At 36.3% G+C, this 12936-nt stretch carries 18 protein-coding genes and 1 pseudogene; 7 read left to right on the forward strand and 12 right to left on the reverse strand.

All coding sequences use genetic code 11. The features are described 5' to 3' along the window. Positions 1 to 72: 72 nt before the first annotated feature. From AAU57_RS14675 to AAU57_RS15375, 7 genes and pseudogenes are all read right to left on the reverse strand, one after another. Positions 73 to 1089 (reverse strand): TIR domain-containing protein, encoded by a 1017-nt coding sequence (locus AAU57_RS14675; RefSeq protein ID WP_055413814.1) that lies wholly within the window; start codon positions 1087 to 1089, stop codon positions 73 to 75. 119 nt (positions 1090 to 1208) lie between these two features. After that, complete coding sequence (locus AAU57_RS15165; protein ID WP_156340342.1) at positions 1209 to 1352, reverse strand: hypothetical protein; 144 nt, start codon at positions 1350 to 1352, stop codon at positions 1209 to 1211. 99 nt (positions 1353 to 1451) lie between these two features. After that, positions 1452 to 1601 (reverse strand): hypothetical protein, encoded by a 150-nt coding sequence (locus AAU57_RS15170; protein WP_156340345.1) that lies wholly within the window; start codon positions 1599 to 1601, stop codon positions 1452 to 1454. After that, positions 1594 to 2067, reverse strand: coding sequence for a hypothetical protein (locus AAU57_RS14680; protein ID WP_055413815.1), 474 nt, complete (start codon positions 2065 to 2067; stop codon positions 1594 to 1596). Before AAU57_RS14680 ends, AAU57_RS15170 begins: the two co-directional genes overlap by 8 nt. A 614-nt stretch (positions 2068 to 2681) precedes the next feature. Then, a complete protein-coding gene (locus AAU57_RS14685; protein ID WP_055413816.1) occupies positions 2682 to 3701 on the reverse strand; it encodes a replication initiation protein in 1020 nt (339 codons plus the stop codon). A 655-nt stretch (positions 3702 to 4356) separates the two neighbouring features. Next, on the reverse strand, positions 4357 to 4425 hold the full coding sequence (locus AAU57_RS15370) for a DUF4113 domain-containing protein (protein WP_082438683.1): 69 nt from the start codon (positions 4423 to 4425) through the stop codon (positions 4357 to 4359). 124 nt (positions 4426 to 4549) lie between these two features. Continuing rightward, positions 4550 to 4753 (reverse strand): annotated as a pseudogene (locus tag AAU57_RS15375) (SOS mutagenesis and repair protein UmuC); the annotation flags it as partial. Between the two features lie 375 nt (positions 4754 to 5128). Between AAU57_RS15375 and AAU57_RS14700 the strand changes: the two are divergent. Continuing rightward, positions 5129 to 5782: a ParA family protein gene (locus AAU57_RS14700; RefSeq protein ID WP_055413819.1), complete on the forward strand. Its 654-nt coding sequence runs from the start codon at positions 5129 to 5131 to the stop codon at positions 5780 to 5782. A 462-nt stretch (positions 5783 to 6244) separates the two neighbouring features. Here the strand turns inward: AAU57_RS14700 and AAU57_RS14710 are convergent, their stop codons facing one another. Continuing rightward, entirely contained in the window at positions 6245 to 6592 is a 348-nt protein-coding gene (locus AAU57_RS14710; protein ID WP_055413821.1) for a hypothetical protein, read from the reverse strand. 73 nt (positions 6593 to 6665) lie between these two features. On the opposite strand from AAU57_RS14710, the gene AAU57_RS14940 reads away from it, so the two are divergent. Next, complete coding sequence (locus AAU57_RS14940; RefSeq protein ID WP_082438679.1) at positions 6666 to 6917, forward strand: helix-turn-helix domain-containing protein; 252 nt, start codon at positions 6666 to 6668, stop codon at positions 6915 to 6917. Here AAU57_RS14940 and AAU57_RS15380 read toward each other — a convergent pair. Together AAU57_RS15380 and AAU57_RS15180 are read right to left on the reverse strand one after the other, a co-directional pair. Beyond that, the gene (locus AAU57_RS15380; protein ID WP_055413799.1) at positions 6865 to 7119 is read right to left on the reverse strand and encodes a hypothetical protein; all 255 of its coding nucleotides are present in this window, start codon (positions 7117 to 7119) and stop codon (positions 6865 to 6867) included. The two genes, AAU57_RS14940 and AAU57_RS15380, sit on opposite strands and share 53 nt — an antisense overlap. Positions 7120 to 7318: 199 nt before the next feature. Further along, positions 7319 to 7465: a hypothetical protein gene (locus AAU57_RS15180; protein WP_156340325.1), complete on the reverse strand. Its 147-nt coding sequence runs from the start codon at positions 7463 to 7465 to the stop codon at positions 7319 to 7321. A gap of 353 nt (positions 7466 to 7818) precedes the next feature. Here AAU57_RS15180 and mobV point away from each other — a divergent pair, with 353 nt between their 5' ends. The 4 genes from mobV to AAU57_RS14735 all read left to right on the forward strand — a co-directional run bounded on the left by mobV (position 7819) and on the right by AAU57_RS14735 (position 10137). Next, on the forward strand, positions 7819 to 8796 hold the full coding sequence (gene mobV, locus AAU57_RS14720) for a MobV family relaxase (protein WP_055413800.1): 978 nt from the start codon (positions 7819 to 7821) through the stop codon (positions 8794 to 8796). Further along, the gene (locus tag AAU57_RS15185) at positions 8793 to 9119 is read left to right on the forward strand and encodes a hypothetical protein (protein ID WP_156340331.1); all 327 of its coding nucleotides are present in this window, start codon (positions 8793 to 8795) and stop codon (positions 9117 to 9119) included. The genes mobV and AAU57_RS15185 overlap by 4 nt, the downstream gene beginning before the upstream one ends. Then, positions 9112 to 9456 (forward strand): hypothetical protein, encoded by a 345-nt coding sequence (locus tag AAU57_RS14730; RefSeq protein WP_055413802.1) that lies wholly within the window; start codon positions 9112 to 9114, stop codon positions 9454 to 9456. Before AAU57_RS15185 ends, AAU57_RS14730 begins: the two co-directional genes overlap by 8 nt. 414 nt (positions 9457 to 9870) lie before the next feature. Beyond that, entirely contained in the window at positions 9871 to 10137 is a 267-nt protein-coding gene (locus AAU57_RS14735) for a hypothetical protein (RefSeq protein WP_055413803.1), read from the forward strand. Between the two features lie 3 nt (positions 10138 to 10140). Here the strand turns inward: AAU57_RS14735 and AAU57_RS14740 are convergent, their stop codons facing one another. Continuing rightward, positions 10141 to 10428: a hypothetical protein gene (locus AAU57_RS14740; protein ID WP_156340347.1), complete on the reverse strand. Its 288-nt coding sequence runs from the start codon at positions 10426 to 10428 to the stop codon at positions 10141 to 10143. A 277-nt stretch (positions 10429 to 10705) separates the two neighbouring features. Between AAU57_RS14740 and AAU57_RS14745 the strand changes: the two genes are divergently transcribed. Continuing rightward, positions 10706 to 10924 (forward strand): hypothetical protein, encoded by a 219-nt coding sequence (locus AAU57_RS14745; RefSeq protein WP_055413823.1) that lies wholly within the window; start codon positions 10706 to 10708, stop codon positions 10922 to 10924. Between the two features lie 42 nt (positions 10925 to 10966). Here the strand turns inward: AAU57_RS14745 and AAU57_RS15225 are convergent. Further along, positions 10967 to 12936: TonB-dependent receptor (locus AAU57_RS15225; RefSeq protein ID WP_197275455.1), on the reverse strand; the 1970-nt coding region annotated here is incomplete at its 5' end.

Below are 12936 nucleotides of genomic sequence, written 5' to 3' on the forward strand. Positions count from 1 at the left end.
ACTGTCGTATACGACAGTATGATACGAAGTTATAAAAAAAACACCTTAGTTGCAAAAAAATCAAGGGGTTTATTATTTGATGTGGCGATTCAAGTAATTATTCCAAGCTTCTTCCGAAGAGGCGTCCAAATCAATCATTAAAAAGTTGATGCGGATATAATTCAATAATTCTCTGAAAGCAATTCTAAGATTGACACTAACTTCTTTTAAGATTTCATATTCTTTTTGTGATCGTTCGTTTGGAAACCTATCCATGGGTAAATAATATTCATAGAAATTTTCTGACCTATCGCCATCATATTGGTGTCCATATTTCAAACTTTCCTCCCATTCGTTACTAAATTTGTTTATTAGATGACTAAGTTTATTGTCGTAGATGTAAAAGGAGTTGCTTTCGATCACATTTTTGAAATTATCGTAAAAAGTTAAAGTGCGTTTCAAAATTCGATCTGGTATTTCGTCTAAAAACAAATCCATTGACGGTATATGGATAAATTTCAAGCACTCTCTTAGTTTTTTGATGTCCAATTCTTTTTTAACACCTGTTGTGTTCTCTTTCCTTTTTTCTGCGGGTAATGGTGGGTTTTGTTCAACTACCACTTCTATTGCCAGGGAAAGTAAAGCCGTTAAGTTTTTAATACCGTTTTTATCCTTTGTATCACTGATTGCAAACCTACTGGCACGGTGTCTGTCAATATCAAAAGGAAGGTCGTTTGGGAAGCTTCCAAAAGTTTCATTGAATAGAATTATAATTCTCTCCCATCCTATTTCGGCAATAGCGTAACCCAATTCAATCAAAACGTTCGGATTAGGAACCTTTCTAAAATCCGATGTTTCTCGGTTAATGGTTGTCAAATCACATATGAATATATCTGAACTGGAAATTTTAGAAAAAATAGTCATAGGTATATTTGGACTACCAGACGTATTTCTAGTTGCTTCATCTAGAATTATCTGAGTTTCTGGAGTAACATCCTCAAGTTTATTAGCTACGCTTCTTAGGGCTTTACGAATAGCATTTTGATTTGTCCCCTTCGGCAGATCTGATTGCCAAGAATAAAATATAGTCACCTTATTTTCCTCAATCATAATTCGAAATACTATGAAGAGATACTGTTATGTTTCCATTAGCTTGGCCAACTTCACTATAGTAAGGCTCTCTTCTTTTACAATGTGCAATATTTGGTCGGGTTTTAAAGAGGCCTACATTACTTATCTTTTGGTTCTGGTTTTAGGTTGGATGGTGGCTTAGGAAGTGTAGAGCCCGCACCTGGATCAATATTAGGGGCTTCCCAACTAATATTTCTCCTGTGATTGAACATGTGACCATCGGTCTTTTTTTGGTTTGCCATAAGTTTTATTTTTTGTCTTTATCCTCTATAGGCCTCAGATTATGCTTAGGTTTTTGAATAGTGTTTCCTAAATCAATTTTCTTCCCTATTTCAACGGATTCATTTTCCTTTTTCGTCGCCATTATCCTCTTTTTTAAATTTATCGTTTAGCTCTGCCTTTGGTAAAGGAGTTGTATGACCTTTGTTTATTATGTCGTCTCCCGAAAAGGTTTTGTTTTGCGGTTTTATTTTACGGTTTTGTTTAGCCATGATAAATGTTTATTGACACATAGATGATTATTGAAATAAGTCCCGAACCCAAAGATCCAATAGATATTTTATTTAAAAGGTTAATCAGCCAATTACGTTTCTTCAGGTTATCAACAAAAGATGAATAGGAAAATTTAATTTCCATTATCATATCTACCTCACTTACAGAAAGCTCCGTCGATCTACTAGCCTTATAATGACTAATCAAGTTTAGGAATAAAGTGACCGCTAGAAAGAACCATCCAAATGCTAAAAGGGGAACTACAACTGCTTTTTCAAGAGGTACTATTTTATCATGAAATGTAAGCGTAAGCCCCAAAGAACCAGAACTTATAAAAGTAATAGCCTTTTCAAAATAGTCATCACTTTTAGTCTTAGCAATCAATAGAGCGTTTCGATATTCCTCCCAACCCTTTAGCTGCTCTGGAGTGTATTTGTTTATTGCTTCTTTCTTGTTTTCGACCATTTCCACAAATTATTTTCAATGTAAATTATACAAGTATTTATAATAACATCAAAACTCATCTTGTTAGGTGTCTATAAGTTTTATACACGAAGGCGTCCGTAATCTGTCTGTTTGCGTAACTATATTCCTAGTAAGTGATATTATTAGTATATAAATAGCGGATATTAAGTATAAAAGTATTTTCCACACTGGAATCTATGCTTGTCCGTAACCTGTCTGTTTGAACAGGTATTGATTGAGCTGGATCCATTCTATAACATGTAGAACAATGGTTATGAGGGATGTTTATATTGATAGACTGATAATAAACAAGTATTTAACTACTGCTTGAACCGGCCCATAACCTGTGAGAGTTTGTCCGTAATCTGTCTGTTTAAAGAACGATAAATACAGTGTTCAGCGCAAAAACCGCTAGTTTCAGGCTGATAAAGCCTTCATTTTAAGGTGTTGGTTCCCCCACATGAGTTTGTCCGTAATCTGTCTGTTTAAAGAACGATAAATACAGTGTTCAGCGCAAAAACCGCTAGTTTCAGGCTGATAAAGCCTTCATTTTAAGGTGTTGGTTCCCCCACATGAGTTTGTCCGTAATCTGTCTGTTTAACGTCGCATTAGGGTTAATAATTACTATTTCCTGCTGTTATAGGCTCAATTTTATAGTCATTTAGCGCCTTGGAAAACGCATCTACGACGGTCATTCCCGCGTTCACGTTATCCTCTACCACGTGGCGCTGCTGATTGTAGAAATGTTTGATCATTTGAAAAGAGTATTTTTTTACTAACCCCGAGAGCCTCGCCCTTTGTGTAGTGTCCATTTTGAAATGGCGTTCGAGAGTATCCAAGAAGTTGTTTACATCCTTCCAGTCTATTACCGTAGGGTTATGGTTATTGGTATTGTAGAAGGCCAGCTTGAACCCAACGATGCTTCTACCTTCTTTAATGTCTGAATAATTGAAGGACCTATCGGCCGTCTCATCGAGCGCCTTCTTTGTTGGATCCAGTATACGCTTCTTGAATGCCGATGCGGTATCCTTTGCGTATTTGTCGCTGGGTATGTTGAATTCCCTTCGGATCTGCTCCAGGGACATCGTCTTACCCCCCGTGTCGAACCAGTGGTTGATGAAATAATACATCTTTATGGAATACGTAGTACTCAGGTTGTAGGCCACTAGACTGTTGTACTCGGTAAATCCCCTGGATATATCGATAAGGAAACTGTACCAATGAGAATTTAGGAACAGCTCGACATGACTCTTCCCGTAATCGAAGTCCGCCTCGGAGATAAGCCCCGTGATTCGTTCATGCTCTGTTGTAACGCCCCTTAAGGTCTTTGTGTAAGGTATTGCTATTGATTTTGATCTAAGAAGCTTTAGATCCTCCCTAAGCTTCTTGGTGTCGTTCACGTTTTCCAACATCAAGTCGCGCCAATGGAACTTTAGTGTAACGCTGTCCTGGATGTTGAGCTGTGAATCAATATTCATTACCTGATTATGTTTTATACGCTGCAGTATCTTCAACAGCACTCTGTTTTCACCAGGGGTAAACTTCCACTTTATAAAATTCGCGGTAAGCTGGTAGGGATGCCGTATGGTAACGACGTTATTAACTTTTTTACCCTTTTTGCTGTTGATAGCCATATTTATCGTCCGTAATCTGTCTGTTAAAGATAGGTATTACATCCGTAACCTGTCTGTTTTCATCCGTAACCTGTCTGTTTTCGTCCGTAACCTGTCTGTTTTAAATCCCTTTAGGCCACTAATACCGTGGGATCCAAGACCTCTTTAATTAAGTATATTAATTAAGCTTAATTAATTAAGTAAAAGCAATTATGATAAGACCCTGTTGAAATGTTAATAAGCCCTAATGACTTTAATTTAAAAGGTTTCGCTACGCTCATTCTTTATTTAAACAGGAGAAATGGATTTTAAGAGCATTTAGAACACAATGCGTAATTGTTTGGCGTCACGACATGAGTTTGTACCGAAAAAATTTTTCCCGCGCTTAAACAGCTTTATTTTAGTTTGATTCGTACGAATCAAAAACTAGGCAAAAATCTTTTGGTTTTTTCTCTTCAATCCCGCGTCGCGTACATGACTTTCGCCGCTTCTCAAGGTCGTTCCCACGTTGCCTCTCTGTCCCTGCTCACATGCAGTGTAAAGATAGGCTATTACTGGAATAAACAAGTGTTTTTCGATAAAAAAATGATCAAAAAAAGAGGCTTTTCGTCGGCTTTTTTTAACCTAAAACCCCTTTGGATTATCGCTAAAAAAATACCGATATCTATATCTGAAATCAACATCGTACGACTATGATTTCCCCAAGTCTGCTAGTAAATCTGTTGCTCCTGAACTCCTGGCGCATCTTCCAGGTCTTTATTGGATCCTGTCCAGCAAAGCGTATCCGTCCGTAGGTCGTTTTGTTGAGCTATCATTGACATGAGAGCGGAATGTCTCGGATCTGCATTGGAGAATATAGCCAGTTGCCCATCTGAACCTGGTGCGAGATCCATCGCCACGAGGCCAGCTTTTTTATATGAATAACCGTCTCGATAGATTTTTTCCAAACCTTCCATAACGGATTTGATAATTGTAATCGTTGAATTGGTGGCATATGGAAGTTTGATTGTGACCCCATTACTGTACTGGGGCAGCTCCTTTTGATGCGGATTGGTATGTATGAACAGGTAGATCTAGCTACAGCAGCTGTCTTCCCTCCTTAGTTTCTCGGCCAGTTTAGTGCAATAAATCCAAATTAGGCTCGCTTATCTTCCCTGGTATGGTCGTTTTCCAAAGGGCTTGGTCATGCTATTTGTTTTGCATTGAACCGCTCAAAATTATGGATACGGTGGTTCTATTTTCTGTAGAGAGCTTTCTTAGCGGAATCACGTTTCCCTTTTTTATTATATAAACTCAAAAAGGATGGTGCTGCAATCAATCATGGTAAACTATCGGCTAACAAGATTCCGCAATCCTTTAAATGTTTGAAACTTTAAACCTTTAAAATATATAATTATAATAACTTTAATATATTTATATTTGTAACATTTAATATGTTAAAGTTTTGTATGAAAATAACCGTATATAATGCAAAAGGAGGGGCTGGGAAAACCCCTATTGCCGCCAACATTGCTCTCGATCATGACTACGCCATTGGCACTAATGAGGCATACCACGTCTATGATAGTTTTATAATCGATGAGAGGTTATTAGCCTTAGATCTCTCCGAGTCATTCCCTATGATACCTGATGATATAGATATTGTATTCGATTTAGCTGGGACCATATCGGATAGTTCACACAGCATAACTTCTGCAATTATCCAATCTGACCTTATTATAGTACCCATCTATAATGAGGTGAAATCTTTAGCAGGAGGAATAGGAACACTAAATGAAATCAGCAATATTCCGGAATTCAAAGGAAAGGTTTTGGTTGTTGCAACAAAACTTTCCAAAGAAAGGAAGGAGCATTTTAAAAAGGGAGAGTGGCATAAATCAAATGATTATAAAAATGTATTAGCCGCCGTTCGAAATTCTGGGTTCGACTATAATGTTCTTCCACTCAAATTTTCTAAAGCTTTTGATGCCATATTTGAAAAGGAGATGTCGGTTGCACAGATGTGTCAAGCTGACCCACTTACGAGATATAGCCATCGTGAAGTACAGACCCAATTCAACAAAATCTACGAATTCATAAAAACAGGACAAGATGCCAAGTAAAAACGATCTATCATCACTAAAGAAACCTAAAAAGGAAAACATACTTCCCAAACCGAAAAAGGAACCTGCTCTTAAAAAATCCAGGAAAGTTAAAGGGTTCTATATCTCGGACTCTGTACGTGAGAAATTTGAGCAACTGGTATTGGTCGAGAAGCAAAGATCAGGCAAGAATTCACCTGAACTCGTAGAGGAGGCACTCAATCTATTGTTCGATAAATATAACTTTAAAGGTTTAAACATCTAAACCTTTAATTATTTAAATATTTATTTGGATTATTAGAGCAACGTTTTGTTTTAAATTTTGAAAACCACTTAAATTCGCTATGTGGGCGTAATTTTTTTTAATTTTTTGTGGAACATGGATCTCCAGCAAAAATAAAATGGTGTGAGGTATTCAATTCCTGTAGCATATTTATCTAAGGGTTACCAAATTATTTACCTGAGAATGTTTTTGAGATAACATCACAATTTCCTTGGCCAGAATAAACTCATAAACGGATTTAAAGAATATACCTCACATTCAGGGCAAATGTGGCCATTTTTACTTGCCAACAACGCAACTATTTTATAATATTCATCCCTATTGCTTACAAACCAATCCCTATTCCTTAAACAATCGTTACATTTTCCCTCTATTTTATATGACCCAACGTGTTTCAACTGTTCTAAAATTTTTATGTTGTGCTCTTTATCGCTACCAAATAACTCTTCAATAGAATATTTAAATTTCCCAGATTCTATGATCCAGTAATCTCTACTCAGACTCTTTAATTCTTTTGAGATCTTTTTGTTTTCAACTTCGTAATACATGGAAATATTTTAAGGTTAGTGCAGTGTTTTAAGGTTACAAATATACTGTGTGTTCTTTAGACCTTGGTCATGAATGCAATTAACCGAAAAACAGATAAGGGAGATCAAGATAAAATCACCACTCATGGTCGGTGAGCTGCTAAAAAGGTTGCGTAAAAGCAAGAATCTTACCCAAATTGAACTAGGGTCGTTGGTCCTTATGGATCGTCAGTATATTTATAAACTGGAATCTGGCAGAGTAGCACCAAATATTTCCACATTGGTAATTCTGGTTACCGCCATGGATAGTGACCTGAGAGACTTGTTCGATTTATCAAAACCTTAGTTTTGATACATGGAGCGCTCCAAAAGTCTTGTTCAGAATCATATTTTATTCTTTGCCTAGCTGTCGATTCAAGTCTTACATGCGGTTTTTCATCGAGATCTCTTTTAGCCACTTCTATCATATTTTTAACAAAATCAGCTAGTTTTTCGTATTGGTTCTCGATATCAAAACATTTTTTAAAATCATTAATAAGAAAAGTCATAGATTTTAAGCTGTTCGAAAAACTCTACAAACCTCTTTAATACGCAATTGATGAAAAGACAGGTAAAAGTCATCTATTGCCGGGCCGCGAGAATCCAAGTTTCGACCAATTTTAAGCCGCTCTGCAGGCTTAAAGGAAAGAAATGTGTTCTTCTAGGTCGTGGATTTTAACCGCTCTTAAAACCGCTTAAATCGATTATTCACTTGTCTTTCTTTCGGCCATTGAGAAATTGGTCCGTGAATCCATCGTCTGGAGAACCGTAAGGCCAGAACAGATTGGCAAAATCGAGAATGTAGATCCTACAGATCCGATACCATCTAGGTAGATCCCTCAATTTTTTCTTCATACCCAAATGTAGCGGAATGGGAAAAGAAGAAAAAGGGTGAAGGGGAAAAGGTAGGTATGGGGAAAATAGGAAAAGGGAGAAAAGCGAGGAGAGTGGAAAAGGAAAAGTAGGAGAGTGGAGAGAGAAGTGAAAAGGAAAAAAGTAGGGGGAGATGAAAGGGAAAAGGAGGTGCATGAGAAGAGAGGGAGAAGGAAGAAAAGTGGGTGGTGTGGAAGGAAAAAAAGTGGGGAAAAGGTAGGGTGGTGATTATTGCTCTTATCGATTAAGTATTTCCTATAAGACTTTGCACAAAGTCAATAGGCTCTGCGAGGCTTTTTTTTCTATATTTGGAAAACAGAACAATCGGAATAGCTATGGGTAATTTTGCGGTAATGGTAGTGTCAAAAGGAAAGGGATCTGGTGCCGGAGTAGGTGGCCATATTGACCGTGAAGAAAAATGGAAGCATACCTACAAACATGCTGATCCGACCAAAACCCATTTGAACAGATCCTACCCAGTTCCCAATAAATTTCATGATGTTCCGGTGCCCATCGCCATCAATCGAGTGATTCAGAAAGGCTACAAGAAGACCAGGAAAAACTCCAATGAATTAGCCCCGATTCGTAAAGATGCAGTTCGACTGATCAAGCACATATTCACGGGTAGCCACGAGGAAATGATGAAGCTGGCTGCAGATGAGGATAAGTTTTTCGAGTGGCAAAAGGCATGCTCAAACTTCCTTCAGAGAGAGTACGGAAAAGACAATATCGTTCGATTTGTACTCCACATGGATGAGAAGACACCACATATCCACGCCATAACTGTACCGCTTACTGAAGATGGACGACTGTCAGCAAAAGAGATCATAGGCAATAAAGAGGTGCTGCGTGAGCGCCTGGACAGGTACGCAGAGATAGTGAAACCTTTTGGTCTCGAGCGAGGGCTCCGATATAGCGGTACCACTCATGAGACTCAACAAGCCTACAATGCCAGGCTTGAAAGAGCCAATGAAATGGCCATGAAAAAGGAAGTTCCAGATCCTTCAAAAATGGATATGCGCTTGAAGCCAGAAAAGGTCAAGGAAGATTTTCAGAAGATCATAAGAGACCAGCAGATGCTGATCAACATGGCTCAGCGATCCGAAGAGGAACGCAAGAAATCCAAGGAAAGAATGGACCAACATCTAGATCAAGCGAGAAAATTGATGTTTAGTGCCCAGAAAGAAGCGAAGGATTACAAGCAGCTGCAGATAGCAATGAGAAACCCAAAGTTTTTGGAAACTCAGCTTAATGCAGTCCTAGAACAACGAAACCAAAGAAATCAAGGAAGAAATAAAGGGAAAAACCTATGAAACTAGCCATTGACATAGTCCACGAGATAGCAGAATTCTACTGGACATCCATTGAAATTGAAATATTCGATTGCCACTCGTCTAAAGAGCTCGAGGAATATATTTTGTCCGAACTAGAGATGATCTATGATGAAGATATCGACATTGAATCACTTGAGGAATTAACGCTCCAGGCATCGATGAAATTCATATCCAACGAAGATCCGGATTGGCTACTTGAAGCAGTCATTCGTACCCAACAGCTTGACTTCTTGTACGAGCTCCGTCGTACCATTTACGATCTGAATATTGTCTTTTCTGAAAAGGATCGTGAAGATGATTAGCGAATTTTATATTAATACATGTTGGTATATAGGTATAGCGTCTAAAACCTTAGCTTTAATAGGTCTAGCACTAGATATGTATGGGGTTTATCGATTGTTCCACTTTGAACCCGAACCTCTTGAAAAACCTAATGAGAGTATATTCAACGCAACTATTCCTGGTTGGTCTGAAGAAGAAAAAAACCAATACAGAATCAAAGAATTACTCAAAAAGATAGATACTGTAATGTCAGACACAAAAGCGCTTAAAACAAGAAGTGTACTTTTCAAAAGGATAATAATAATTGGATTTTTTCTACAAGCAATGGCTATTGGATTGACTTATATCTGTACTTAAACCCAGCGGATAACAAATCCTATCTAGATACATATTCATTCTAAGACATCTCAAACACCCTGGTTCTTCAAAAGAACTAGGGTGTTTTTTTTTCTGGTATCATCTTAAAATTTAATGGTTTTGGAGAAACCTAGAATGTGGGAGTATTTTTGCGAAAATCCAAAAAAAACAGATCCAACCCTCTTCCCGTTAATAGCCAGAATGGGCTGTACTTTTTAAAATCTGGATTCTTACCTACAATTGTTTTTCTGGCAGATTACCACTGTAGAGCACTTTAAATTTTTAATTAAAGTAGATTGCTCGAAAACCGCACTATTGCTAGTGTAGATCAATAATGAAGAAATACAATTCTAATAAATAAAAATAAAATCTGGCTTTTATCTCCAACCATACATACTTATATAAACGTGAACTATGAAAAACTTAAACCCCAAAACCACTGTATTTAACATCGTCGGAATCATCCTAAGTGCAATAGTGAAGATCAACGATCTTGGTTGGATTTGGACCTGCATCGTTGCAGCTTATCTAATCATTGTACAAATCAGACCACATGTCAGATGGAAGAAGATAGAAAAAAGAAAGAACCGGATTGATATTACCGCTGGCACTGGTAGACCCAAAAAACACCTCACAACTTGGCATAAGACTCGTATGCAACTAAAAAGTAATGATTCATAAAAGCTAAATCATCAAACTTAAACCTAATTTATTTGATGTAATCTTTTTTACTTTATCCATTACTTTATCCATAGATCTAAGTATCTCTTCATTAGAAAATAACTTATTCGTACTAGGATCGTTAATAAAGGTTTTTTCCATACTCTTATATGTATTCGAAATAGCACTGAGAATAGCTAATCCAACAATTTCACCAATTTGACTTAGCTCTTTCAGGCAAAAGGGACTTAGCATATTTGATTCTCTGTTGAAAATTCTGTTCAAGCATATTTTCAAAAACTCTTGTATCATGTGAACTTGCACTCATATATAATTAATTTCGTTGGATATGATGCCTAAATTGCATGATATCAGATTTGGTTAGGTAATTGATAAAAATAATAGAGGAAATACTTTACCTACACATGATAACTTATCTTGTTGAAATAATCCCCTATTCCTTAAACGAACGATGAAGTTAACACATATACAAAAAGAGTTTGCAGAAGAAGTATGTAAATTGATAACTGAAAAGTATTCAATGAAAGGAATATCTTGGAGATTTTATATGTTTCTGAAGGGATAGCTTTTGTTCCATATCAATATCCTCAAGGAGCTTTTTGAGCCATTAGATCTAGAGCCTTTAAAAGGTAATAAGGTTTACTATGGATTAGAAGAATTGCAAAAAACCACAGAAGAGTTAGCTTGGAAAGTCGCAAAAAGACAACAAAAACAAACCCTACAAGACATTTGCCATAATGATCACATGACAATTCAAGCGCATAACAATTTGCAGGAGCATGTTTAGTTTTCAGATAATAAGATTACAACTATTTCACTTGTTAGATTGTCAATACCTGAATTTTATGTTCAGTAATAGGTATGAGGGTAAAATATCAAAACTTGAAATCCGCTTCTGAAAACTTGAAATCTGCACATCGTCAAACTCATTTAGATCACTCAAATTTCGCCCTTTGATGGTGTAAGAAAAACTACCCTTTTTTGGTGTATAGTTTATATCTCCGTTCAGGAATAAAAAATTATCTTCATTGATATAGTAGTGCGTAGCATTCAATTTTAGATTCAACAATTTTTTCAAATTGTAGATTAAATCAATAGAAGATTCCACGTAGTTATTTTTGAATATCTGATCGTTAAAGTCTGACCTTGTAAAATTGTATTCAGAATAGAACTTAAAGTTGATCGGGATTTTAAAGTAGGTAGTTCCCTGAATACGATAATTTGAAGTTAAGCTTTGAATATCTTCAAAATTACCATTAACCGCGATGCTATTCCTGCTTATAGATTGTTGTGTACCTAGTTTAATAGAGATGGGTAGTATGTCCAAGTACCTCGTGAAATTGAAGTCAAATAATAAAGAGCTGTTACCATCCAGTAATACATCTTGAAAAATACTTACCCGTTCACTTACATCACTCTCTATACCATAAGATCTATCTGAGACACGGTACAATACGCTTGAATTAATTAGGAAAAGCTTTTCATAATCTCTTAGGTAATATCTTAAGCTGAAATTGTGGCTATTTATACTTTCTATATTTTGAAACCCTCTTCGAATAGTCCTATAATTTTCGAATAGATAACCATCATTGAGCCGGTCTGATTGAGGAAGGTCATTGTTATACGAATAATTCAAACCAAAAGTTCCGAATGCATTTTTTTTATAGGTTAGACCTACATTAGGATTAAAAAATAAAAAGGTTCTACGTTCACCTTTGAGCTTAGTAGTTGTTGGAGCTATGGATATTGAAGAGTTTATTTTTAAAAACCTGTTCAAATTATGAGCGTATTGAAGTTCGCCTTTAAATAGGACTTTTTGATAGCCAGTTCTAGTAGTAAGTGTATCTGACACAAACCCATTATTGAGTAAAATATCTCCATCCAGATCATAATGTTCGTAATCAGCATCTAATTTTAGACCTAAATTAGAGTTCGACCATTTATTAATGAATTCTGTGGATGCGCCAGCATATAACATGGGCTGACTAAGGGATTGAGTTACAATATTAGAAGACTCATCGTTTCCTGGGATAAAGCTGTAGATATTAGGGGCTATTTTATATTCATCTCGCAAGGAATTGTAACCTAGATACGAGTTTACGTTGAGCAATAACCCATCAGAGATTTTTTTAGTAACAGTAAGGTTATTTACGAACCTTTGTCTTTCCAAATCCTGATTTTGATTAATTGTTTCACCATTAAAATCTAACAACACATCTCGATTGGTAGGAAGTGTCTGATAGGTAAATTCATACTGATAATATGTTTGGTTATCAGTCAAGTATTTTAATTCCAAATCAGTACCAATTATAACATCTCTCGATTCAAAATCATTGTTTTCAGTATATTCAATGATATCATCAGATGTATAAAGTTCAGTTCTACTATTATTTGATTTATTGATTCTATCACTTGAATAATAGGTCAAGCTTCTTAATTTAACATTAGACCCTAAACTTTTATTGACGCCAAAAGAGTTCAGCAATGAATTATTGAAAACATCTTCATTATAACTAAACTTAGAAGAAGTTAGATTATCAATGTTAAGTATAGGGTCACTGAATCTGCTGACTGGCCCATCTGAACCCAACTGTTGCTCTGAATTGACCTGTGATCCTGCCAATTCGCTGATATTATTGAGTTTTGTTAGATTGAAAAGCTTGATATCTTTTCTTAAAAGACCAACTGTATTGGATATTTCGTACCGTTCATTAGTTCCCAACCCCAAATTAGCATTACCAAACCAAACATTAAGTTGGTCTTCCTTTAGCTTAAGATTTATCGCGACTTTTTCTGAAT

The sequence above is a fragment of the Nonlabens sp. YIK11 genome (genome assembly GCF_001413925.1).
Taxonomy (GTDB): Bacteria; Bacteroidota; Bacteroidia; order Flavobacteriales; family Flavobacteriaceae; genus Nonlabens.

Coding starts and splice junctions, on each gene's coding strand:
- AAU57_RS14675 (WP_055413814.1), bottom strand. CDS start 1,089: ATGATTGAGGAAAATAAGGTGACTATATTTTATTCTTGGCAATCAGAT.
- AAU57_RS15165 (WP_156340342.1), bottom strand. CDS start 1,352: ATGGCAAACCAAAAAAAGACCGATGGTCACATGTTCAATCACAGGAGA.
- AAU57_RS15170 (WP_156340345.1), bottom strand. CDS start 1,601: ATGGCTAAACAAAACCGTAAAATAAAACCGCAAAACAAAACCTTTTCG.
- AAU57_RS14680 (WP_055413815.1), bottom strand. CDS start 2,067: ATGGTCGAAAACAAGAAAGAAGCAATAAACAAATACACTCCAGAGCAG.
- AAU57_RS14685 (WP_055413816.1), bottom strand. CDS start 3,701: ATGGCTATCAACAGCAAAAAGGGTAAAAAAGTTAATAACGTCGTTACC.
- AAU57_RS14700 (WP_055413819.1), top strand. CDS start 5,129: ATGAAAATAACCGTATATAATGCAAAAGGAGGGGCTGGGAAAACCCCT.
- AAU57_RS14710 (WP_055413821.1), bottom strand. CDS start 6,592: ATGTATTACGAAGTTGAAAACAAAAAGATCTCAAAAGAATTAAAGAGT.
- AAU57_RS14940 (WP_082438679.1), top strand. CDS start 6,666: ATGCAATTAACCGAAAAACAGATAAGGGAGATCAAGATAAAATCACCA.
- AAU57_RS15380 (WP_055413799.1), bottom strand. CDS start 7,119: ATGACTTTTCTTATTAATGATTTTAAAAAATGTTTTGATATCGAGAAC.
- AAU57_RS15180 (WP_156340325.1), bottom strand. CDS start 7,465: ATGAAGAAAAAATTGAGGGATCTACCTAGATGGTATCGGATCTGTAGG.
- mobV (WP_055413800.1), top strand. CDS start 7,819: ATGGGTAATTTTGCGGTAATGGTAGTGTCAAAAGGAAAGGGATCTGGT.
- AAU57_RS15185 (WP_156340331.1), top strand. CDS start 8,793: ATGAAACTAGCCATTGACATAGTCCACGAGATAGCAGAATTCTACTGG.
- AAU57_RS14730 (WP_055413802.1), top strand. CDS start 9,112: ATGATTAGCGAATTTTATATTAATACATGTTGGTATATAGGTATAGCG.
- AAU57_RS14735 (WP_055413803.1), top strand. CDS start 9,871: ATGAAAAACTTAAACCCCAAAACCACTGTATTTAACATCGTCGGAATC.
- AAU57_RS14740 (WP_156340347.1), bottom strand. CDS start 10,428: ATGATACAAGAGTTTTTGAAAATATGCTTGAACAGAATTTTCAACAGA.